The sequence below is a fragment of the Streptomyces sp. VNUA24 genome (assembly GCF_029167005.1).
Classification (GTDB): Bacteria; Actinomycetota; Actinomycetes; order Streptomycetales; family Streptomycetaceae; genus Streptomyces; species Streptomyces scabiei.
In genome coordinates this window covers 938,986-960,971 of the sequence record NZ_CP119143.1, presented here as the reverse complement: position 1 = coordinate 960,971, position 21,986 = coordinate 938,986, and the positions used below count along the sequence as shown (strand labels likewise).

The 21,986-nt window shown below is 71.1% G+C and carries 18 protein-coding genes; 3 read left to right on the top strand and 15 right to left on the bottom strand.

Annotation, left to right across the window (positions count from 1 at the left end; genetic code table 11):
• Positions 1 to 189: 189 nt before the first annotated feature.
• From PYR72_RS03705 to PYR72_RS03690, 4 genes are read right to left on the bottom strand one after another with little or no spacing between them, the layout of a single operon-like run.
• Complete coding sequence (locus PYR72_RS03705) at positions 190 to 1,095, bottom strand: SMP-30/gluconolactonase/LRE family protein (protein WP_275453847.1); 906 nt, start codon at positions 1,093 to 1,095, stop codon at positions 190 to 192.
• Between the two features lie 40 nt (positions 1,096 to 1,135).
• Complete coding sequence (locus PYR72_RS03700) at positions 1,136 to 2,032, bottom strand: SMP-30/gluconolactonase/LRE family protein (protein ID WP_275453846.1); 897 nt, start codon at positions 2,030 to 2,032, stop codon at positions 1,136 to 1,138.
• Positions 2,029 to 2,877, bottom strand: a complete 849-nt coding sequence (locus PYR72_RS03695) for an SMP-30/gluconolactonase/LRE family protein (protein WP_275453845.1) — start codon at positions 2,875 to 2,877, stop codon at positions 2,029 to 2,031. Before PYR72_RS03695 ends, PYR72_RS03700 begins: the two co-directional genes overlap by 4 nt.
• A gap of 2 nt (positions 2,878 to 2,879) precedes the next feature.
• Positions 2,880 to 4,448: an ABC transporter substrate-binding protein gene (locus tag PYR72_RS03690; protein WP_275453844.1), complete on the bottom strand. Its 1,569-nt coding sequence runs from the start codon at positions 4,446 to 4,448 to the stop codon at positions 2,880 to 2,882.
• A 182-nt stretch (positions 4,449 to 4,630) separates the two neighbouring features.
• Here PYR72_RS03690 and PYR72_RS03685 point away from each other — a divergent pair, with 182 nt between their 5' ends.
• The gene (locus PYR72_RS03685; protein ID WP_275453843.1) at positions 4,631 to 5,029 is read left to right on the top strand and encodes a nuclear transport factor 2 family protein; all 399 of its coding nucleotides are present in this window, start codon (positions 4,631 to 4,633) and stop codon (positions 5,027 to 5,029) included.
• 81 nt (positions 5,030 to 5,110) lie between these two features.
• Here the strand turns inward: PYR72_RS03685 and PYR72_RS03680 are convergent, their stop codons facing one another.
• The 10 genes from PYR72_RS03680 to PYR72_RS03635 all read right to left on the bottom strand — a co-directional run bounded on the left by PYR72_RS03680 (position 5,111) and on the right by PYR72_RS03635 (position 16,155).
• A complete protein-coding gene (locus tag PYR72_RS03680; RefSeq protein ID WP_275453842.1) occupies positions 5,111 to 6,934 on the bottom strand; it encodes an ABC transporter ATP-binding protein in 1,824 nt (607 codons plus the stop codon).
• Complete coding sequence (locus PYR72_RS03675) at positions 6,931 to 7,782, bottom strand: ABC transporter permease (protein WP_275453841.1); 852 nt, start codon at positions 7,780 to 7,782, stop codon at positions 6,931 to 6,933. The genes PYR72_RS03680 and PYR72_RS03675 overlap by 4 nt, the downstream gene beginning before the upstream one ends.
• Positions 7,779 to 8,807 (bottom strand): ABC transporter permease, encoded by a 1,029-nt coding sequence (locus PYR72_RS03670; RefSeq protein ID WP_275453840.1) that lies wholly within the window; start codon positions 8,805 to 8,807, stop codon positions 7,779 to 7,781. Before PYR72_RS03670 ends, PYR72_RS03675 begins: the two co-directional genes overlap by 4 nt.
• 54 nt (positions 8,808 to 8,861) lie before the next feature.
• Positions 8,862 to 9,467: a cysteine hydrolase gene (locus PYR72_RS03665; protein ID WP_275453839.1), complete on the bottom strand. Its 606-nt coding sequence runs from the start codon at positions 9,465 to 9,467 to the stop codon at positions 8,862 to 8,864.
• 39 nt (positions 9,468 to 9,506) lie between these two features.
• Positions 9,507 to 10,295 (bottom strand): SDR family NAD(P)-dependent oxidoreductase, encoded by a 789-nt coding sequence (locus PYR72_RS03660; protein ID WP_275453838.1) that lies wholly within the window; start codon positions 10,293 to 10,295, stop codon positions 9,507 to 9,509.
• A complete protein-coding gene (locus PYR72_RS03655) occupies positions 10,279 to 11,106 on the bottom strand; it encodes a MoaF C-terminal domain-containing protein (RefSeq protein WP_275453837.1) in 828 nt (275 codons plus the stop codon). The genes PYR72_RS03660 and PYR72_RS03655 overlap by 17 nt, the downstream gene beginning before the upstream one ends.
• A gap of 122 nt (positions 11,107 to 11,228) precedes the next feature.
• The gene (hpaD, locus tag PYR72_RS03650) at positions 11,229 to 12,227 is read right to left on the bottom strand and encodes a 3,4-dihydroxyphenylacetate 2,3-dioxygenase (protein ID WP_275453836.1); all 999 of its coding nucleotides are present in this window, start codon (positions 12,225 to 12,227) and stop codon (positions 11,229 to 11,231) included.
• Positions 12,224 to 13,717 carry a 5-carboxymethyl-2-hydroxymuconate semialdehyde dehydrogenase gene (gene hpaE / locus PYR72_RS03645; protein WP_275453835.1) on the bottom strand — a complete coding sequence of 498 codons (1,494 nt, stop codon included), beginning with the start codon at positions 13,715 to 13,717 and terminating at the stop codon, positions 12,224 to 12,226. The genes hpaD and hpaE overlap by 4 nt, the downstream gene beginning before the upstream one ends.
• Positions 13,718 to 13,726: 9 nt before the next feature.
• On the bottom strand, positions 13,727 to 14,650 hold the full coding sequence (gene dapA / locus PYR72_RS03640; RefSeq protein ID WP_275453834.1) for a 4-hydroxy-tetrahydrodipicolinate synthase: 924 nt from the start codon (positions 14,648 to 14,650) through the stop codon (positions 13,727 to 13,729).
• Entirely contained in the window at positions 14,647 to 16,155 is a 1,509-nt protein-coding gene (locus tag PYR72_RS03635) for a fumarylacetoacetate hydrolase family protein (RefSeq protein ID WP_275453833.1), read from the bottom strand. Before PYR72_RS03635 ends, dapA begins: the two co-directional genes overlap by 4 nt.
• Positions 16,156 to 16,454: 299 nt before the next feature.
• On the opposite strand from PYR72_RS03635, the gene PYR72_RS03630 reads away from it, so the two are divergent.
• Both PYR72_RS03630 and PYR72_RS03625 read left to right on the top strand, forming a co-directional pair.
• On the top strand, positions 16,455 to 17,432 hold the full coding sequence (locus tag PYR72_RS03630) for a helix-turn-helix domain-containing protein (protein ID WP_275453832.1): 978 nt from the start codon (positions 16,455 to 16,457) through the stop codon (positions 17,430 to 17,432).
• A 170-nt stretch (positions 17,433 to 17,602) separates the two neighbouring features.
• The gene (locus tag PYR72_RS03625) at positions 17,603 to 19,054 is read left to right on the top strand and encodes an aldehyde dehydrogenase family protein (protein WP_275453831.1); all 1,452 of its coding nucleotides are present in this window, start codon (positions 17,603 to 17,605) and stop codon (positions 19,052 to 19,054) included.
• A gap of 471 nt (positions 19,055 to 19,525) precedes the next feature.
• Here PYR72_RS03625 and PYR72_RS03620 read toward each other — a convergent pair whose 3' ends face one another.
• Positions 19,526 to 21,844 carry a beta-L-arabinofuranosidase domain-containing protein gene (locus PYR72_RS03620; protein WP_275453830.1) on the bottom strand — a complete coding sequence of 773 codons (2,319 nt, stop codon included), beginning with the start codon at positions 21,842 to 21,844 and terminating at the stop codon, positions 19,526 to 19,528.
• Positions 21,845 to 21,986 lie beyond the last annotated feature (142 nt).

The following is a 21,986-nucleotide window of genomic DNA, read 5'->3' as shown; positions in this document are numbered from 1 at the left end:
CATGGGCCTTTCGCGTGCGCCGCGCACGCGACCTGTACGGCAGTACTGCCCGGCCTTCCCCGAGACACGCAGCCGCCCACACCCCCGGCGTGTGCCGGTGAGGTGTGGGCGGCGGGGGAGGGGAGCCGGAGAGGCCCCGGGGCCTGCCGTCGGCCTTCCCGGACCCGGCTCAGCGCGGTGGGCGGACCCTCACAGCAGCGCGCCCCGGGCCATGGGTGCCCCCGGGACCCCGGTGTCGACGCGCAGCAGACGGCCCGTCATCTCGCCCTGGTCGTCCTCCAGGAACTCCACCACGTAGAGGGACTCCCCGTCGAAGGTCAGGTTCATGGGACGGTCGTTCTCCCCGAGCGGCAGCGACCGCACCGAGCTTCCGTCGGCGGCCACCACGTCGAGGGTGGACGAGCCGAAGGAGGTGATCCAGAGGCTGCCGTCCGCCGCGCAGCGGATGCCGTGCGGGATGTGTCCGTGGGGGAGCTGGGCGACGGTCTCGACGGTGCCGTCCGGACGCCGGCGCCGCACGCGGTCGAGGTAGGCCTCGGTCCACACGATCGAGCCGTCCGCCTCGGCGGCGATGCCCGCCGGGAAGCTGACGCCCGTGTCGACCACGGTCTCGGCGGTGCCGTCGGTCTCGACCGCGATGATCCGGCCGTTGCCGCTGCGTTCTTCGCGCAGGCCCTCGTCCCACTCCCAGATGTGCGAGTCGGCGACCCAGAGCCGTCCGTCGGCCCCCCAGGCCAGATCATGCGGCGCGACGAGCGGCACCCCCCGCACCTCGGTGAGCACCGTCTCCGCCTCCTCGGTGCCGAGCCGCAGCCGCTGCACACAGGGCTCGGTGGCGTCGTCGGCGACCCAGAAGTCACCGATCCGGCCGCCCGTGTGGGCCAGGTAGGCGGCACCGTCGGTGCCCATGGCGACCGCGATCGGTCCGGAGGTGGTCTTGCCGAGGGTGTGCGCCCCGGTCTCGGGGGACCAGCCGACGAGCCGGCCGGTGTGGGTGTCGACGCTGACGAACCGGCCGTCGGGCAGCAGGTCGCCGCCCTGCGGCATGCCGCCGAAGTCGGTCTCCAGTACGTCGATCGTGAGCGGGGTGGACATGATGGTCGCTCTCCTGGTGTTCGTGGCCGTTCGTGGTCCGTCAGGCGCCGGAGGGATCCAGCGCGCCGCGCAGGACGGGCGCCCCGGCGGTCCGGCAGGCCGTCCGCTTCAGCTGCCCGGGGCGGTAGCCGTACGGGGTCTCGTGGGCGGTGAGGCCGAAGTCGACGACGTACAGCTCCCCGTCACCGAAGGCGAAGTTGATCGGCACGCCACCGAGCACGACCTCGCGCAGCGGGGTGCCGTCCCGGGCGATCACGTCGATACCGCCCGCCTCGAAGTTGGCGATCCAGAGGTTGCCGTCCGCGTCGGCCTTGACCGCCTCCGGGGTGTGGCCCTCGGGGAGGGTCGTGATGTGCTCGGTGCGTCCGTCGGGCAGCAGGCGGCACACCCGCCGGGTGTAGGACTCGACCCACACCACACAGCCGTCGCTCTCCGCGAGTACGCCGTTGGGGAAGGTGGGGCCGAGTTCCAGGACGATCTCGGCACGGTGGTCCTGGCGGACCGCGTACAGGTACCCTGGATCGGAGCGCAGGTCGGGGTCCCAGTGCCCGGAGTCGGTGACGTACAGGCGTCCGTCGGGGGCCCAGGCGAGTGAGTTGGGGGCGGTGAACGGCAGCCCGTCGGCCTCGGTCACGAGCACGTCGGCCCGGGTGCCGTCCGGGCTCACCCGCTGCAGTGAGGGCGGCACCGAGCGGGGAGCGAGCCGCCCCTCCCCGTCGTGGCCGCTCTGGGTGACGTACAGGTGGCCGTCGCTGCCGAAGAGGCAGCCGTACGGACGGCCGCCGGGCACCGCGAAGGTGGCGAGCAGACCGTCGGGATAGCGCACACAGATCCGGCCGCTGTCGGTCTCGGCGAACAACACCCCGCCGTCCGGAAGGAGTTCGGGGGTCTCCGGGTGGCCGAGCAGGTCTGCCAGGATCTCGGTTCCGTCGCTCACAGCGCCACCGCCAGCAGCCGTCCCACCATCTGTGCCGTGTCGTCCGGGGCGGAGTCGTCGTAGGGGCCGAGGTCGGTGACGTACAGGGTGCCGTCCGCGAGGACGGAGTTGAGCGGCAGACCCCCGGTGCGCACGAAGTCGGTCTGCCGGCCGCGCCGGTCCAGGACCACGACCCCCTCCGCGAACAGCCCGGCGACCCACAGAGTGCCGTCCGGGCCGGTCTTGAGGGACTCGGGCAACTGTTCCTCGGGCAAGGTGCACAGAATCTCCGGTTCGCCGCCGGGCGGCAGCCGCAGGATCCGGTTGGTGTAGCACTCGGCCCACAGCAGCGAGCCGTCGTCGGCCACCGCGATGCCGCTGGGGAAGGTGTGCCCGGTGTGCACCACCGTGCGGACGCCTCCGTCGGGGGCCACGGCGATCAGCCGGCCCGGATCGGGGCGGGTCTCGGGCGCCCAGGTGCCGGAGTCCGTGAAGTACAGCGTGCCGTCGGGGCCCAGGGCGAGATCGTGCGGGGCGAGGAGCGGCACACCGTCCGCCTCGGTCGCCACGGTCTCCGACGCGTACGACCCCGCGGCGAGCCGCAGGACAGCCGGCGGACGCTGGTCCGGGGACCGCCACGGACCTGCCTGGCCCCCGTTCTGGGTGACGTACAGGGAGCCGTCCGGCGCCGCCAGCACCGCGTTCGGGCCGCCGCCGGTCTCGGCGAGCGTGGTCACACCGTCCCTGGCGCGGTAGCGGGCGATCCGGCCCCGGTAGGTCTCGGCGAAGACGACCGAACCGTCGCCGAGCACGTCGGGGCCCTGCGGATGGCCGAGCCCCTCGGCGAGAACGGCAGGAGCGGTCACGGTCACGCCAGCCACAGGTCGGCGTAGCGGTACAGGGCCAGGCCGGACACGTCGGGCTTCAGGCCGCCGAGCCGGTTGCTGTGGCCGTCGAAGGCGTCGTAGAACCCGGCGATGATGTAACCGCCCCGGTCGTACTGGATCTTCTGCATGCGGTGGGCCAGGTCCTTCTGCTTCGCGGGGTCGGTCTCGGAGACGGCCTGCCGGTAGAGGGCGTCGAACTCCGTGTCCTTGAAATGGGTGAAGTTCGTCGTCGAGGTCGGGGCGTCGCTGGACTGACAGGTGTAGAAGTAGTTCGCCGGGGTCGTCAGGTTCGGGGAGAACAGCCAGTTGCCGTAGTTCGGGCCGTAGAACGTGGCCTGGTCCACCTTGTCGACGGTGACCGTCACCCCGGCCCGCCTCGCCTGTGCGGCGAACGCCTGCGACAGGCTGACGATGCCCGCTCCCAGGTCGGCGGTGGTCAGCGTGACCTTGAGGTTCTCCGCGCCCGCCTTCTTCAGCAGGTACTTCGCCTGCGCGACGTCCTGCTCGCGTTGCGGGAGCGAGGCGTCGAACAGCGGGTCGGACGGCGAGTAGAGGTCGTTGGCGATGCGGGCGTGCCCGAGGAACGCCGCCTCGTTGAGCGCCTTGCGGTCGACGAGCAGCCGGAACGCCTGGCGTACCCGGGGGTCGTCGAAGGGTGCCTTGTCGGTCCGCATCTGCAGAGGCACGAAACTGTTGGTCTGCTGGTGCAGCAGACTGACACCCGACTTGCCCTGGAGCTGCGGGAGCAGAGAGAACTCGATGGTGTCCGCGCCCGTCACCTGGCCCGAGAGCAGCGCGTTGACCCGGCTGGACTCGTCGGCGAAGTCGATGATCGTCAGGGAGTCGAGGTAGGGCTTTCCGTGCTGCCAGTAGTTCTCGTGGCGGGTGAACGTGGTCTGCCGGCCGGGTTCGAAACTCTTCAGCTTGAACGGGCCGGTGCCGACCGGCTTCGCCGGGTCGTAGCCGACCGGGATGATCGGGATGAACGTCGACAGGATCTCGGGAAGATTCGTCAGACCCGACTTCAGTTTCAACCGGACGGTGAGTTCGTCGACCTTCCTGCTGTTCGCCAGGTCCAGGTCCGAAAGGGAGCCGGCGTAGGCCGCGGCGGTCTTCGGGTCCAGTAGCCGGGCGAACGAGTACAGGACGTCGTCGGCGGTCAGTTTCTTCCCGTTGTGGAACTCGACACCGGCCTTGATCCTGATCGTCCATTCGTCCGCGGTCTCGTTGACGGAATAATCGTCGACGAGTTTCTTCTGAATGGTGTAGTTCGCCGACGGGAACCACAGGGTTTCGTACATCGCGCAGAACCGGCCGAAGTCCGAGGCGGAGTTGATCACAAAGGCGCTGAGACTGTCCTTCGAACTCCCACCGGAGATACCGTGCACAAAAGTACCGCCGCGCCGGGGGGCGCCGGTCGGTCCGGCGGTACCCGAGACGTCTCCGTCCGTACCCGCTCCGCCGGCACAGGCGGACAGAAAACCGCCGCTCAGCAGGGTGGCACCGCCCAGCGCCCCGGTCCGGAGCACTCCGCGTCTACTCAGTTCCATCGAGCCCTCCACGGCTTCGGGGACATCGGTCACTTTCCGAAGGATGGCGGAGTGACCACAGTACGGTCTTGTCCAGCCGCGCACAGTCCTTGACCGCCACGTCACGGAGTCCGAAGAGGTCGATGTATCCGCGCGTCGGTGTGGTCGAATCGAACAGCTGACGAGAGAAAGGAACCACGGGAATGGCGACTGGCATGGACGACATCAACGCCGTACGCGAGGTGATCGGGACATACGTGGCGGGTGTCACCGCGTCCGATTCCGCACTCGTCGGATCGGCGTTCCGTTCCGACGCGCACATGTGGGGATATCTGGGGGATGAAATGGTGACGGTTCCCATCGGGGGATTCCTCGATGTGGTGGCCGGCAGCCCCGATCCCGCGCTCTGGCTCGACGGATACGCGCACACGATCCGTTCCGTGGAGGTCACGGGGAACGTGGCGGCGGCGGTGCTGGAGGAGACCGGATACATCGGATCCGACTTCACCAACTACTTCACTCTGGTGCGGGAGAAGGGTGAGTGGGCCATCGCCAGCAAGACCTTCTTCCTGACCGGCGGCGAGACTCCACCCGTGCCCTGATCCGTACGGGGTGCGGGCCGGGTACGGATGCCGTACCCGGCCCGCACACGTTCGGTCGTGCCCGGACCAGGTCCCGCACCGTCAGGAGACCATCAGCCGGGGCGAGTTCGCGATCAGGGCGCGCGTGTAGTCCTCGGCGGGGCTGTCCAGGACGTCCGCCGTCGTGCCCGACTCGATCGTCCGTCCGCCGTTGAGCACCACGACCCGGTCGGCGAGAGCCCGTACGACACCCAGGTTGTGCGTCACGAACACCAGGGCCAGCTCCCGCTCGGCGCGCAGCCGGTCCAGCAGTTCGATGATCGCGGCCTGGACGGAGACGTCGAGCGCCGAGGTGATCTCGTCACAGACCAGCACCTTCGGCTCGCACAGCAGCGCGCGGGCGATGGCGACCCGCTGGCGTTCGCCGCCGGAGAGGTCCCGGGGATGTGCCTCGGCCAGCCGCCGGGGCAGCGACACCTGGTCCAGCGCCGCCCCGGCCCGTTCCTCGGCCTCCGCCCGGCCCAGGCCGAAGAAGTGCCGCACCGGTACCGCCAGGGACTCGCCGATGGTGTGACGCGGATTGAGGGAGCGGTACGGGTTCTGGAAGACGTACTGGATCGTGCGCCGCTGCTGCGCGGTACGCTCCCGGGAGCGGGCGGCCAGGTGCTCGCCGAGACAGCTGATCGTCCCGGCGTCGGGCGCGGCCAGTCCCACCAGCGACCGCGACAGCGTGGTCTTGCCGGAACCGGACTCGCCCACCACGGCGAGACACTCGCCGGCGGCCACGGAGAAGGTGGCGTCCCGGATCACGGGCAGACCGCCGTAGCCCACGCTCACCCCGCGCACGTCCAGCACCGGCCGCTCGCTGTCGCCCGACGGGCGCCGGGCATCCGGTTCACCGGCTATCCGCAGGGGCGGGTCCAGTTCGGTCACCCGGGAACAGCGCACCGCGTGGTCGGGGCCCAGTCGGTGCAGGACCGGGTCCGGCTCGTCGCACCGGGCCTCGTGGAACACGCAGCGCGGAGCGAAGAAACACCCGGGCGGGCGGGAGCCGGGGGACGGCGCGTGTCCCGGAACCGGGGTCAGCACCCGCCGCTCGGTGACGTCCGGGACGGTCGCGAGAAGGCCGCGGCTGTACGGGTGCCGGGGCCCGGTGAACAGCGCGGGCGCCGGCGCGGACTCGACGATCCGGCCCGCGTACAGCACGATGACCCGGTCCGCCAGTTCCTGCACGACCGCCAGGTCGTGGCTCACGTACAGCGCCGCGACCCCGTGCCTGCGGCACAGCTCCTTGACGGTCTCCAGGACGTGCGCCTGGGTGATGACGTCGAGACCCGTGGTGGGCTCGTCCAGGACGATCGCCCTGGGCCGCAGCACGAAGGCCATGGCCAGGGCGAGCCGCTGCTGCTGACCGCCGGAGAGCTGATGCGGGAAGCGGGCGAGGAACCCCTTGTCGGCCGGCAGTTTGACCTCGTCCAGCGCGCGTGCGAGCAGGCTTTCCAGCTCCTCGTCCGAGACGCCGGGCCGGTGCACGGTCACGACCTCGCGCAGCTGGGTTCCGATCCGGTGCGCGGGGTTGAGGGCCGCGCCGGGGTCCTGCGGGATGTACGCCACCAGGCGCCCGCGCACGTCGGCCAGGCGGGCCCGGTCGAGGCCGAGGACGTCCACGCCGTCGACGACGACCCGGCCGGCGGCGATCCGGGCACCCTTGCGGGCGTAGCCCAGCAGGGCCGATCCGACGGTGGTCTTGCCGCTGCCGGACTCGCCGACCAGGGCGACGATCTCCCCGGCGTCGAGGGTGAACCCGACGTCGCTGACCACGTCGGCGCCGCCGGCCGTCAGTTCGACGCGCAGCCCCGACACCTCGACCGTGTGCTGTTGTGTCACCGGGCGCCGCCCTTCCGTGGCAGTCGTGGTCGTCGTCATGCGCCGTTCCCGTCCGTGAGCCCGGCCGTCCGGCGGCTGATTCCCTCACCGAGGGTGTTGGTGGCCAGCGTGAACAGGGCGATCAGGATCACCGGCAGGGCCGCCGCCCAGGGCTGGAGCACCAGGCCCGCACGGTTCTCGTTCACTATCAGGCCCCAGTCCGCCTGGGGTGCCTGGATGCCGTAGCCCAGGAAGCTCAGTCCGGCGATCACACCGATCGACCAGGTCAGGATCGCCCCGGTCTGGACCACAAGCGGGGCGACGATGTTGGGCAGTACCTCGCGCAGCAGGATCCGCCGCCGGGGGACACCCATCATCTCGGCCACCTCCACGAACTCCTGCTCGGCGGTCTGCAGAGTCACCCCGCGGACGAGACGTCCCACGGTGGGGCTCCAGCCGAGGGCCACCAGGACCACGATCAGCAGGGGGCTGTGGCCGAGCAGGGACACGAATAGCAGCACGAACACGATCTGCGGGAAGGCCAGCAGCACGTCCATCAGCCACACGATGAAGCCGCCCAGGAAGCGGCGGACGTAACCGGCAACCAGCCCCAGTACGGTGCCCAGCGCCACCCCGAGAGCGGTGGTGGCCACCGCCATCCACACCACGGACCTGCCGCCCGCGAGGACCCGGGAGAGCACGTCCTGCCCGAGGTAGTCGGTGCCGAGCGGGTGCCCGGTGCCCGGCGGCTGGTACGGCGCGCCCACGATGTCCGACGGGGCGTGCGGCGCCAGGTACGGTCCGGTCAGCGCGAGGAGGACCATCAGCCCGGTGGCGACCGCGCCCCACAGCAGCTGCCGGTCGCGCCGGACCCGGGCCTTCGGCAGCGCGAGGTCGAGGGCCGTCATCGCAGCCCCCTGGTGCGCAGCTTGGGTGTCACGTACACGGTGACGACGTCGGCGAGCAGGTTGAACATCACGACTCCGGCGGAGAAGAGCAGGGTGATCGACTGGATCACCGGCATGTCCCGGTAGGACACGGCGTCGTTGAGCGCGCCGCCGAGACCCGGGTAGGTGAAGACGTACTCGATGACGACCACCCCGCCGAGCAGATAGCTGAGCATGAGTGCCGTGCCCTGGACCGCGGGCACCAGCGCGTTGGGCAGGGCGTGCCGCCAGACGATCCGCCGTTCGGGGATGCCGCGCAGCCGCGCCATCGCCACGTAGTCGGACTCCAGGACCTCGATCACCGAGGCGCGCACCATCCTGGCCAGGAACGGCGTCGTGGTGAGCAGCAGGGTCAGACAGGGCAGCACCAGCGCCGAGGGGTGCGCGAAGGGGCTCGACCCGGGCGGGATCAGTGACGCGGACGGGAACCAGGCGACCACGGTGGTGGACAGGACGATCAGCACGAACGCGCCGATGACGAAGTCCGGCAGCGCCATCAGCCCGACCAGGACGGTGTTCACCGAGCGGTCGGCGAGCCGGTCGCGCCGCACGGCGAGGGCGATGCCGAGGGCGAGCGACAGCGGAATCATCAGGGCCGCGACCACGAGCAGCAGGGACAGCGAGTTCACCGCCCGGTCGGCCAGGAGGGACCCCACCGGCCGCTGCGAGGCGATGGACTGCCCGAAGTCGCCGCGGACGGCGTGGCTGAGCCAGTGCCAGTACTGGCTGGACAGCGGCTGGTCCAGGCCCAGCTTGATTCTCAGTTCGGCGACCAGGGCGGGTGTCGCCTGTTTGCCGAGGATGGTCCGCGCGGGGTCCGAGGGAAGCAGCTGGGTGGCGAAGAAGATCACGACGGACACGGCCAGCAGCACCAGCGCGCCGGAGCCGATCCGCGCCAGGATCCACAGGTGCCGGGAACTGCGGACACGGCGTGCGGCCCGGCCCACGGCACCGCCGGTCATGACGGGGGCAACGGTTTCGATCATGGAAGGCCCTCTCGCGGGAGCACGTGGGTCGAGGCCGGGCGGGCGGCGGGCGCGCTACTTGAGAGCGGCCAGCACCTCGGCGGTGGTACCGATCTCGCAGAGCACCGACAGACCGAGGGACAGGGCGCTCTCGTGCCACTCGCGGCTGACCGAGCAGAGGCCGTCACTGGCCAGGACGATCCGGTAGCCGATGTCGGCACCGTAACGGGCGGTGCTCTCCACGGACAGGTTCGTCCACGTTCCGGTCAGGATCAACGTGTCGATGTCGGCGGCGCGCAGCACGATGTCCAACTCGGTCCCGGTGAACGCGCTGACCCGCTCCTTGTGGATCACCAGGTCGCCGTCGACCGGTTCGAGGCCGGCCAGCACGTCCATGCCGGGGTCCCCCTCCTGGAGGCGCTGTTCGCCGGCCAGCTCGCGGAACAGTTCGGGGAGCCGGCCGTTGGGCCGTACGCCCTTCGCGCTTCGGTGATGCACATGGATCACCTGGAGGCCGCCCGCCCTGGCCGCGTCGAGCAGCGAGGTGATATGCGCCACCACGTTCTGTTCGATCGCGTGCGCGCCCGCCCCGTCCTCGGCGCTCGGGCCGGCCACGCTCTCGTGCATGTCGAGCACCAGCAGGGCGGTGTGGGCGGGGTCGAGGGGTTTGACATCACTCATGGCGGGGGTCTCTCCGGTTCGGTCGGCGGGGCCGGATGCTCAGTGGTAGTGGTTCATGGCGGTCTGGCCGCCGTCGACGGCGATGGTCGCGCCGGTCAGGAACGTCGGCGCCTCGGTGACCAGGTAGCGCACGACGTCCGCGACCTCGGCGGGTTCGGCGGCGCGGGACATCGGGTTCATGTGCCGCAGCCACTCCGCGTCCACCGTGTCCACGAAGTCGGAGATCATCGGGGTGCGGATCCAGCCGGGCGCGATCGCGTTGGCCGTGATCCCGTACGGGGCGAGGTCGACGGCGAGGCTGCGGGCGAGCGAGTGCACGGCTGCCTTCGCCGCGTTGTAGTGCGCGAGCCCCGCGTCGCTGACCATGCCGCTGACCGAGCCGATCAGCACGATCCGCCCGTCGCCCCGGGCCTTCATCAGCCGGGTGGCGTGCATGCAGGACAGGGCGGCGCCGTTGACCACCACGTCGATCATCGAGTGCCAGTCGGACGGCGTCAGTTCGTCGAACGGCGCCACGTGCAGCGCCGCCGCCGCGGTGACCAGCGCGTCGATCCGCCCGTACTCGGCCTCCACACGGGCGAACAGGGCGTCCACGTCCGCGGGGGCGCCGACATCGGTCGGCACGCCGGTGACGCGGGCGCCGGGGACGGTCGTACGGAGCTGTTCCACCGCTTCGGTCAGGGTCTCGGCGCGACGGCCGGCCACGACGACGTCGTAACCCCGTCCCGCCAGCGCCTCGGCGACGGCGAAACCGATCCCCGTGGCGCCCCCGGTGACGACGGCCACCGGGGTGTCCGGGCGCCGGCCCGCGTCAGTGCCGGGGTTCACGGGCGTCTCCCGAGGGCTCGGAGGTGCGGGGATCGTACGGCTCCGGGAACGAGGTGCTGCTGACCTCGGTGCCGTGGGCGCCGAAGGAGAAGGCGTTGAGCGAACCGTCCTCCTCCTCACCGAGCATCGAGGCGTACGACTGCATGGTCGACAGGTTCAGCACCATGACGGCGGCGATGGGCAGGATCCGCTCGCCGAATCCCAGGAGATGGATGCCGTCGCGGACCTCGAACATCACGCACGGGTCGACCTCCGCCAGCCGGAACTCCTCACCGGCCAGGCAGTGCCACACGTACCAGTCCTCGTTGAGGTAGATGTGCTCGTAGACGTCGGTGGGGCTGTATGCCCACATGATCCGGCGGCCGACCAGCTCCCGGGAGCGCTTGAACCGGGCGGTGGCCCCGGACCCGGCCAGGGCGCCGTGCCGGAACCGCTGTCCGACCTTGGGCTGCCCGGGGACCTTCGTCCCTTCAACCGTGCTGTCGACGACGAGGGCCCTGCCGTCGCGCAGGTCGACGAGCGCCGACCGGGAGGTGTTCCCGTCGGTGATCGCCTCCCGGCGCAGGAAGAACAGGTCGGGGGCGACTTCGAACACCTCGTAGCGGTGGGTGGGCCGCACCGCCGAGCCGCCGGACGAGTCCACCGCTGCCGACGGCTCACGGAGGTCGACCACGACCTCGGCGCCGTCGTCGAGGACGACGACGAGCCGACGGCCGTGCAGTGCCTCGCTGGGCGCGGGCCTGTTGGTGAGGAAGGTGTCACCGAGCCCGAGGGATCCGGCGTCGGCGTCGAGATCGGATGGAGTGGTCATGGTTCTTGTCTATTCGTCGGAGTGGACCGGGGTCTTGTCCCCCAGCGACCTGCACTTGCCCGAAGCGGCACACCGGGAGCCGCTCCGGGGAGAGCGGGGCGGGGCAGTGGGGCAGGCCGGGCTCAGCCGAGACCGTCCGCCCCGACCTGTACGGCCGACTCGTCCAGCACGGCGTCGGAGACGGGCTGCGGGCGCCCGTCGAGGTCGAGGACCGGGGTGGCCTCCTTGTACCAGGACTCTATGACCGCGTTGCCCCAGAAGTCGCGGCGGCGGTCGTCGTGGACGTTCCAGCGGTACGTTTCGTGATCGGGGTCGCCGGTGTAGTAGTCGGAGGTGTAGATCTCCACGCGGTGGCCGTCGGGGTCGCGCAGGTAGAGGTAGAAGGCGTTGGAGACGCCGTGACGCCCCGGACCGCGCTCGATGTGGTGCTCCTTGTGGAGCGCGCCGAAGATGTCGGCGGCCCGCAGGACCTGGTGCGACTCATGGGTGGCCACACCCAGGTGGTGGAGCCGGGGGCCCGCCCCGCCCGTGAACGCCACGTCGTGGACGGTCTGCTTGCGGTACATCCAGGCCGCGTACAGCTCGTGCTCGTCGCCCTCGATCGTCTCCGAGCAGCCGAAGCCGAGGGACCGGTAGTGGTCGTAGGCGGCCGGGATGTCGGGCGTGCAGATGTTGAAGTGGTCCAGACGGGCGATCTGGGCACCCCGGTGGAGGTCGTAGCGCTGGATCAGGCGCTCGGCGCGGTCGATCTCGTGGAAGAACTCCACGGGGAAGCCGAGCGGGTCGATCACGCGGACGGCGTCGCCCACGCCGTGGGTGCCCTCGTCCTTCCTCAACCGCCGGACCGGGCAGCCCAGCGCCCCGAAGAACCGCTCCGCCCGGTCGAGGTCCTCGGGGGTGCGGACCCGGTAGGCGATGTGGTCGAGTGCGGCGATCTCACCCCTGCGCAGGACGAGGGAGTGGTGGGTGAGCTCGTCGGTGCCCCGCAGGTAGAGGGAGTCGGCATCCTCGTACTGCACATGGAAGCCGAGCATGTCGACCCAGAACCAGCGGGCGGCGCCGAGATCCGTGACGGCGAGCTGGGCGTAGGCGGAACGGATCACATCGGGTGCGGTCGTCATCGGCGGGCTCCGAAGCGCGGGACGTGGGTGTCGCCGAGGGCGACCGAGACGATCTGCCGGTCGGTGTAGAAGTCGATGCTGTGCACCCCGCCCTCCTGGCCGAGGCCGGAGGCCTTGACGCCGCCGAAGGGGGTGCGCAGGTCGCGGACGTTGTGGGAGTTGAGCCAGACCATGCCGGCCTCGATCGACTGGGCGACGCGGTGACCGCGCTTGAGGTCGGAGGTCCAGATGTAGCCGGCCAGACCGAAGCGGGTGTCGTTGGCCAGACGGATCGCGTCCGCCTCGTCCTGGAAGGACGTGAGGGCGACGACCGGGCCGAAGATCTCCTCGCGCCAGATCCGCATCGACGGGTCGACGTCGGCGAAGGCGGTGGCCGCGAGGTAGTTGCCCTCCGGCAGGTGCGCGGGCCGCCCGCCGCCCGCGACCAGCCGGGCGCCCTCCTCCCGGCCGGACTCCACATAGCCCAGGACGCGCTCGTAGTGCTCCGGGTGGACCAGAGCTCCGATCTCGGTCGCCGGGTCCCGCGGGAGGCCGACGCGGACGCGGGCGGCGCGTTCGGCGAAGCGGGCCACGAACTCGTCGTAGACGGACGCCTCGACGATGATCCGCGAACCGGCCGTGCAGCGCTCTCCGTTGAGGGAGTACACGCCGAACAGGGCCCCGTCCACGGCCGCGTCCAGGTCGGCGTCCGCGAAAACCACGCAAGGGGATTTGCCGCCCAGCTCCATGGACAGCCCCTTGAGGCCGGAGGCGGCGGCCCGCATGATGACCTGCCCGGTGGTGGTCTCGCCGGTGAAGGAGAGCAGCGGCACGTCCGGGTGCTCCACCAGGGCCGCGCCGGCCTCCTCGCCGATTCCGTGGACGAGGTTGAAGACGCCCTGCGGAAGCCCGGCCTCCTCCATGATCTGCGGCCACAGGGAGGCGGACAGCGGGGTGAACTCGGCGGGCTTGAGCACCACCGTGCAGCCGGAGGCCAGGGCAGGGGCCAGCTTCCAGCTCTCCAGCATGAACGGGGTGTTCCACGGGGTGATCAGTCCGGCGACGCCGATCGGCTTGCGGACCACGTAGCCGACCTGCGCGGCGCTGCGGAAGGCGTCCTCGTGCAGGGCGTTGATCACGTCGGCGAAGTAGCGGAAGTTCTCGGCGGCCCGGCGGGCCTGCCCCCGGGCCTGGGTGATCGGCAGCCCGGTGTCGAAGGACTCCAGCTCGGCGAGCCGGTCCTCGCGGGCCTCGATGGCGTCGGCGATCCGCTGCAGGATCCGGCCGCGCTCGCGGGGGCTCATCCCCGGCCAGGGGCCCTGGGTGAACGCCCGGTGCGCGGCGGCGACCGCCGCGTCGATGTCGGCGGGCCCGCCCGAGGCCACCGCGCAGTAGGGCACGTTGCTCGCCGGGTCGGCGTTCGGGAACGTCCTCCCGTCGGCCGAGTCGGTGTACGTCCCGTCGATGTAGTGCTGGATCAGCTTGGGCAGGTCGTCGGGTGTCTCGGACATGTCTGGTCCTCAGAGGTCGAAGTCGAGGAGGTCGGCGCCCGCGGCGCGCAGGGCCCGGATCCGGGTGAGGCCCGCTTCGGTGGGCTCGACCAGCGGCGGACGCACATGGGCGGAGTCCAGCAGCCCGGCCTCCTTCAGCACCCACTTCGCGGGCGCCGGGTTGGTCTCCACGAAGAGCAGGTCGACCAGTGGGTGCAGCCGGTAGTGCAGGTCACGTGCGGCCTCGTGGTCGCCGGACTCCCACAGTGTGTACATCCGGGACACGGCCGCCGGGGCGATGTTGGCGAGCGCGGAGACGAAGCCCGAGCCGCCGAGGGACAGCACCGGCAGGCACAGCAGCTCGATCCCGGACCACATCAGCAGGTCCTTGCCGCAGGCGTGGAAGGTGCGGGAGAAGTGCTCGAAGTCCTTGGTGGTCTCCTTGATCCCGACGATGTTGTCGAAGTCCCGGAAGAGCCGGGCCACCGTCTCGGGGTCGATGTCGACGGCGGTGCGCGAGGGCACGTTGTAGACCACCAGCGGCAGATCGGGGAACTCCCGGGCCACCGTCGCGTACCAGCGGTACAGCGCCTCCTGCGTGGGACGGGCGTAGTACGGCGTGATGACCAGGGCGGCGTCCGCTCCCAGGTCCCTCGCGGCGGCGGTGAGTTCGAGGGTCTCGTCGATCTTGGCCGTGCCGGTGCCGGGCAGGAACGGCACCCGTTCGCCGATCACCTCCACGGCCGCGCGCATCGCCGAGATCCGCTCGGCGACCGTCTGCGCACCGGGCTCGCCGGTCGAGCCGCCCAGCGAGATGCCGTGCGAACCGGAGTCGATCTGCCAGCGGACCAGACGGCGCAGACCGTCGAGGTCCACGGTGCCGTCCTCGGTGAACGGGGTGACCACGGGGGCGAGGGAGCCCCGGATGAGGGCGGGGTCGCTGCGGAACTTCACGGTCGGCTCTCCTGGGGTGCGGGGGTCGGGGGGACGTCGGACTTGGGGGCGGGGGAGGCGGGGAGTCGTGACGACCCGGCGGCCGACCGGGCGTTGCACCAGGCGCGATACGCCTCCCGCCAGTCCGGGCCGATCGGGTAGAGACCGGCGACCGAGGCGCCCTCGGCCACGCGTTCGGCGATGAAGGCCTCCTGCCGCTCCTGCTCGACGGAGTCGGAGATCAGTTCGTCCAGCAGGTGCGGCGGCAGCACCAGGACCCCGTCGGCGTCGCCGACGAGTACGTCCCCGGGCTGTACGAGCGCGTTGCCGCAGGCGATGGGTACGTCGGTGTCCCAGGGGACGTGCTTGCGGCCCAGGACCGCGGAGTGCACCGAGGTCGAGTACACGGGCAGACCCAGCCCGGCCACGGCAGCGCTGTCCCGCAGGCCTCCGTCGGTGACGACACCGGCCGCGCCGCGCCGCAGCGCCCGCAGGGCGAGGATGTCGCCCAGGGTGCCCGCGTCGGCCTCCCGGCGGGCGTCCATGACCAGCACCTCGCCGGGCAGGACGGACTCCACGGCCCGTTTCTGGGCGTTCATACCGCCGCCGTGGCGGGCGAACAGATCGTCGCGCAACGGCAGATAGCGCAGGGTGCGGGCGGTGCCGACCATCCGCAGGTCCGGTCGTACCGGCCGGACACCGTCGACGTAGCAGCCGCCGAGGCCCCGCTTGCGCAGCTGTGAGGCGAGGGTGGCGACGGAGAGCGACGTCAGAGCTTCCCGCCGCTCCGGGGTCAGTACCGGTTCGACGGGGGTCCCGTACGCCGCGGCCCGGTCCTCGGGCAGGGCACGGGGCATCGCCCCGTACTCGGCCAGCGGACCCCCGGCCTCCACGACCGCGTTGGCGAGCCTGCCCGTGCTCTGCCCGGAGCCGCTGACCTCGACCTCGACCAAATCGCCCGGCCCCACCACGCCCGCGCCGCTCGGCGTACCGGTGAGGATGACGTCCCCCGGCTCCAGGGTGACCGTGCGGCTGAGGTCGGCCACCAGGCGCGCGAAGTCGAAGAGCAGCGTGTCGCTGGTGTCGTCCTGCACCACCTCGCCGTTGACCCAGGTGCGCAGGCGCAGCGCCGCCGGGTCGACCGAGCGGGCGTCCAGCAGCCGGGGGCCGAGCGGGGTGAAGCCGTCGGAGCCCTTGGAGCGCAGGTTGGAACCGCGGTCTGCGTAGCGGAGGTCGTACACTCCCGCGTCGTTCGCGGCCGTCACCCACCGGATGTGCCGCCAGGCCCGGTCGGGCGGCACCCGGTGCGCCCGTTCGCCGACGACCAGCGCGATCTCGCCCTCGATGGACATCAGCTCGCAGCCCCGCGGGCGGACCAGTTCGTCCCCGGTGCCGGCGAGGGAGGTGGCCGGTTTGAGGAAGTAGGAGGGATGATCGGGGACGCGACCGCGCTCGGCGGCACGGCTGCGGTAGTTCAGGTGGACGGCGACGACCTTGCCGGGGCTGACGCCCAGGGGATGCGGCATGGGGGCTCTCCGAGCGATGGGTCTGGAAGCGGACGGTCCGGGGGCCGTACGGCCGGACGCGCCGGAACACGCGGCGCCGTCCACGGTCTCCCGGCGGCGGCCCGGGCGGCTTGTGCGGGGACGCACACCCGTTGACCGCCAGCGAACGCCGACGGGGCCGGACCCTTGGCGCGGGACCGTCCGCACGGCACAGTGGGCTCAGTCGTTGGGGTTCAAACGATTGTGACCTGACCGAAATATGCGAAACGTCCAATCGGGTGCACCATGACTGACCAGCCGGGACCCCCGAGGGAGGCACCATGTCGCTGGCCCTGCGTACAGCCGATCTGCCCCAGTCCGAACGCTTCGACTTCTGGCGCGACATCGTCTGCGACGCCTTCGTCCCGCTGCGCGCCGAACCGGGCGAGGGTCCCTTCCGCGGTCAACTGCGCGGCCTGAGTCTGGGGGAGCTGCAGGTCACCGAGATCGAGGCCACCGCGCACACGGTGTACCGCACACCACGCACCATCGCCTGCTCCGACGCCGACTACTTCAAGCTCGGCCTCCAGCTGCGGGGCTACTGCCTGCTCGCCCAGGACGGACGCGAGGCCCCGCTCACCCCCGGTGACTTCGCTATCTACGACACGACCCGCCCGTACACCCTGTCCTTCGACGACAGCTACCGGCAGCTCGTGCTCATGGTGCCGCGCACCGTGCTGCGTGTGCCGCCGGACAAGGTCTCCCGGATCACGGCCGTCCGGGTGTCCGGGCGCAACGGCATCGGCGCCCTGGTCTCCCCCCTGCTGCTGCGGCTCGCCGACCATCTGGACGAGTACGAGAACGTCGGCAGTCTCCGGCTGGCCGACAACATCGTCGACCTGCTGGTGACCCTGCTGTCGGAGCGGCTGGAGACCGAGGCGCCGTCACCCGACTCCGGGCGGCGCGCGCTGATGATGCGGATCGCGTCGTTCATCGAGCGGCACCTGGGAGACCACGACCTCGGCCCCGAGAGCGTCGCGGCCGCGCACTTCATCTCCACCCGCTACCTGCACAAGCTCTTCCGCGACGAGGGCACCACGGTGTCCGCCTGGATCCGCGAGCGGCGCCTGGAGCACTGTCGCCGGGACCTGCGCGACCCGCTGCAACTGAGCCGCCCCGTGGGGGCGATCGCGTCCCGGTGGGGCTTCGCCGACGCCGCCCACTTCAGCCGGATCTTCCGGTCCGCTTACGGGGCGAGCCCGCGCGAGTACCGGCTCACCAGCGAGCCGGCCGGCGGTCTCACCCTGTCGCTCGACTGATCCGCGCCGGTCACCCGCCGACTGGGCACGACCCGTCAACCGCTGTTCCCTCACGGACAAGACCCCCCGGCCCCCAACGGAGACGCTGGTCACGCAGCCTGGCAGGACCGCGTCGGCGGCCTGCGGCAGACCAGCGGGTACCAACGGGACAAGATGAGGCGGGCACCGGTATGGACGTCGTTCGGGGCAGTTTGTTCATCGGTGGCGAATGGGCCGGTGCCGCCGGCGGGGCGGAGTTCACCAGCTTCGACCCGGCGACCGGCGAGCCCGTCGGGCTCTTCGCGGAGGCCGGCCGGACGGACGTGGACCAGGCCGTGGAGGCGGCGAGCGAGGCGCTTTTCGCGCCCGGCTGGGCCGGCATCACGGCCGCCGCCCGAGCCCGACTGCTGTGGCGGGTGGCCGACCTGATCGAGGAACACGCCGGAGAACTGGCCGAGTTGGAGACCCGCGACCAGGGGCAGCCGCTGGGGATCGCCCAGGGTGTGAGCGTGGCCGGCGCGGCCGAGCACTTCCGGTACTACGCCGGCTGGTGCACCAAGATCGAGGGCACGGTCACGCCGGTGTCCTTCCCGGACACCCTGCACTACACCCGGCGCGAGCCGGTCGGCGTCTGCGCGCTGATCACCCCCTGGAACTTCCCCCTGATGATCGCGAGCTGGAAGATCGCCCCGGCGCTGGCCTGCGGCAACACGGTCGTGGTCAAGCCCGCCGAGCAGACCCCGCTCACCACGCTGCGGCTCGTGGAGCTGATCGAGCGGGCCGGTGTTCCGGCCGGTGTCGTCAACCTGCTCACCGGCGGACCGGACGTGGGAAGGGCCCTGGTCGAGCACCCCGGCGTCGACAAGGTCTCCTTCACCGGCTCCACCGCCGTGGGCCGTGAGATCGTGCGGGCCTCGGCGGGCAACCTCAAGCGGGTCACGCTGGAACTCGGCGGCAAGGCGGCCAGCGTCGTCGCCGCCGACGCCGACATCGACTCCGCCGTCGAGGGCTGCCTCCAGGGCGCTCTGCTCAACAGCGGCCAGGTCTGCGCCGCCTACTCCCGCTTCTATGTGGACCGCCGTCGCGCCGACGAGTTCACCGAGAAACTCGCCCGCGCCGCCGCCGGACTGCGCCTCGGCCCCGGCATCGACCCCGACACCCAACTCGGCCCGCTCGTCAGCGACGAGCACCTCGCCAAGGTCGACTCCTACGTCCGGCGGGGCGTGGCCGAGGGGGCGCATCTCGTCACCGGCGGCAGCCGGGAGAACGGCGCGCTGGAGCGGGGCAACTTCTACCGCCCCACGGTCTTCGGCGGCGTCCACGACGACATGGCCATCGCCCGCGAGGAGATCTTCGGCCCGGTGCTCCCCGTACTCGCCTACGACGATCCGGACGAACTGGCCACCCGGGTGAACGACAGCGACTACGGTCTCGCGGCGGCCCTGTGGACCCGGGACCTGTCCACCGCCCACCATCTCGCCGCCCGGGTCCGGGCCGGCGCGGTCTTCGTGAACATGCTGCCGATCCCGGACAGTGCGGCGCCCTGGGGCGGGTTCAAGGCCAGCGGCTGGGGCCGTGAGATGGGGAAGTACGCCCTCGACGTCTACACCGAGGTCAAGGGCGTCTGGATGCATCTCGGCTGAGGCCGGTCGGAAGCGGCGTCACGGCGACGCACCGGGGGGCATGGGGTTCCGGCCGTCAGTGCACACCGGTCGGGCTCCGGCCGCGGAGCCCTGACCCGCCCGGCGCCGTGGTTGGGGAGCTGGGGCAGGCCGAGGGCGGCGGTCAAGGGGCGGTTCCGGATGGCCCTGTGATCGCCGCCCTAGTACGCTCTGGTGCCGGTGTCCGGCCCCGGCACGGGGGGCGCCGCGCGGGGCGGCCCACCGGTCCGCTCCCGTCCCGTCACCCAACAGCCGCGCGATGCCGGCCGGCCCGAACGCGCCCCGTGTGGCCGGCGCCATGCCGCCGTGCAGCCCAGAGGTACCCTTCGTGCTCTTCGCACCGACAACGACCGGCGCAACGACATCCTCCGGGGACTTCCGCTCTTCCCTTACCTGGATGTCACCGTCATACCGCCGGCCCGGCACCCGTCGGTCCCGGAGGGGGCCGCAGCGCTAATTCCGTACGACGCGCCACCGGTTGTCGGCTGTGCCGTCGTCCGAAGCCTGGACCGCGAACGCGCCGACGGTGGTGGAGCCGCCCGCGACGGCGAGGAGCTTGCCGCTGTTCGCGTTGCGGATCTTGCAGGTGCCGTCGTTCTGGTCCAGCAGGCTCCAGCGGTGGTCGGCGGTTCCGGTGTCCGACCATTGCAGGACGGTCGCGCCGTCGGCAGTGGACATGTCCTGGACGCCGAGGACCTTGCCGCTGTGGGCGTTGCGGATGCGGAAGGCGGCGCCGTCATTGACCAGCTCCCAGTTGTGGTCGGCCGTGCCGCTGTCGTTCCACTGCAGGGCCCGGCCGCCGTCGGCCGTGGACATGTTCTGGATGCCCAGGACGAGACCGCTGCCGGCGTTGACGAGGCGGACGGTGGGGGCGGAGCCGATGCTCCAGTAGACCGTGTAGTTGTGGCCGTGCGCGTCATGGAACGGCCCGAGGCCGACGGTGGTGCCGTTCGCGGTGGCGGTGAAGGTGAGCGGGCCGGTGGAGGTCCGTTTGATCGTGGAGGTGTCCAGGGAGGGCGGGGAACTCAGCGCGGTGTCACCGTAGTCACCGGACAGGACGAGCGGACCGTAGGTGATCGCGGCGACCTTGGAGTTGTCGTTGGCCGACCGCATGATGAACCGCATGGGCAGGCGGACGGTCACCGTGTCGCCGGCGGTCCAGGAGCGGGTGAGGGCGGCGTAGCTGCCGGGGATGGCGGTGACGTTCTGCGGTGTGCCGTTGACACTGATCACGGCCCCGGTGGTCCAGCCCGGGATACGGATGCGCATCGTCCACGTCCCGGAGGCGTTGCCGGTGACGACCAGGGTGCTGGTGTCGGTCGCGGGGAAGGACGTGGTTTGCGTGACGGTGAGGCCGCGCTCGGTCCAGGTGAGGACGGACGGTACGAACAGGTTCACGGTGAGGGTGCTGCCGCCGTCGTGGAAGTAGACGGAGTCCATCAGCCGGGTGTGCATCTCCAGGCCCGTGCCCTGACAGCACCAGAAAGTGGTGTAGTCGGTGCTCCAGGTGCCACCGCCCCAGGCCGGGCCCACACCGCGCCGGCCCCCGGGCTTGAGGGGAGTGAAGTAGGTGACGTGGCCGTGCGGGTCGGCCGGGTTCTGCTGGCCGATCATCTGGTTGAGCCACGCCTGCTCGTAGTAGTCGAACAGAGCCGCCCGGTCGGGGGTGAGGGCGTAGAGCTCCCGGGTGAGACTGAGCATGTTGACGGTGTTGCAGCTCTCGCAGGTGTCCTGGTTGAGGTAGGTGGCGATGGCGTTGGGAGCGCGGAAGTGCTCTGCCTGGCTGTTGCCGCCGATCGCGTAGGTGTGGGTGCCGACGCAGATGTTCCAGGCGTTGGTCGCGATGTCCCGGTAGCGCGTGGTGCCGGTGGCCTTGTACTCGCGGGCGGCGCCGATCCACTTCGGTACCTGGGTGTTGGCGTGCAGCCCGCTGAGTGCGTCCGTGCCGGCCGCCAGCGGGTCGAACACCGTGGCGTGGTCGAACCGCTTGGCCACGGTCAGCCAGCGGTCGTCCCCCGTCTGCTGGTAGAGGTCGGTCAGTACGGTGTTCATACCGCCGAACTCCGTGCCGAGCATGGCCTGTGTCTGCGCCGTGGTGAGTCGGCCGGTGCGCGTGTCGACCCAGCCCGCCAGGGCCAGCAGGACGCTGCGGGCCTGGGTGCTGCCGATGTAGCGCCACACGTCCAACAGGCCGGCGAGGGTCTTGTGGATCGTGTAGTACGGCACGTTGCCGTTGCTCAGGGTGCGTGCTTCCAGGGCCGTGAAGTCGGACTCGGGGTAGCCGGAGAGATATCCGGTGCCGAAGCCGACGGCGCCGTTGTTGGCCTGGCACTTGGCCAGTTCCGCGACCATGTACGTCGCCTTGTCCCGGCAGACGGTGTCGCCGGTCACGGCGTACAGCTGGGCCCAGGCGGTGAGGAAGTGGCCCTGGACGTGGCTGCGGAAGGGGAACGACGGTGCGTCCCAGCCGCCGTTCGCGGCGGCGCCGCCCGTGGACAAACCGTGGTTGGCGCGGAAGACGTAGAGCAGCCGGTCCACGTCGACGAACCGGAGGTAGCTGCTGGTGCGGTTCTGGTTGTCCAGCCACCGGCTCGCGGTCAGCCGGACCTGGCCGAACTCGAAGGGGTGTGCCAGCGCCCCGATGTCCGCGCGGGCCGGAGGTACGACGGCGGCCCGCGCGGGGACACTGCCGAGCAGGGACCCGGCGGATGAGGCGACTGCTGTGGCCCCGGCCACCTGCAGGAGGCGGCGTCTGCTGACGGAGGAAGACATCGTGTGCCCTTTCCATGACGGGGAGAGACTCTGGTCGGTTCGTCCAGGCCATCGCCACGACCGGCGGCAGTTGTGAGCCGTCGAGGTGGCAGGCGTTTTGAGAGGTGTGCGGCGGTGCGGGAGCCGGGTTCCGGGCGGGGCC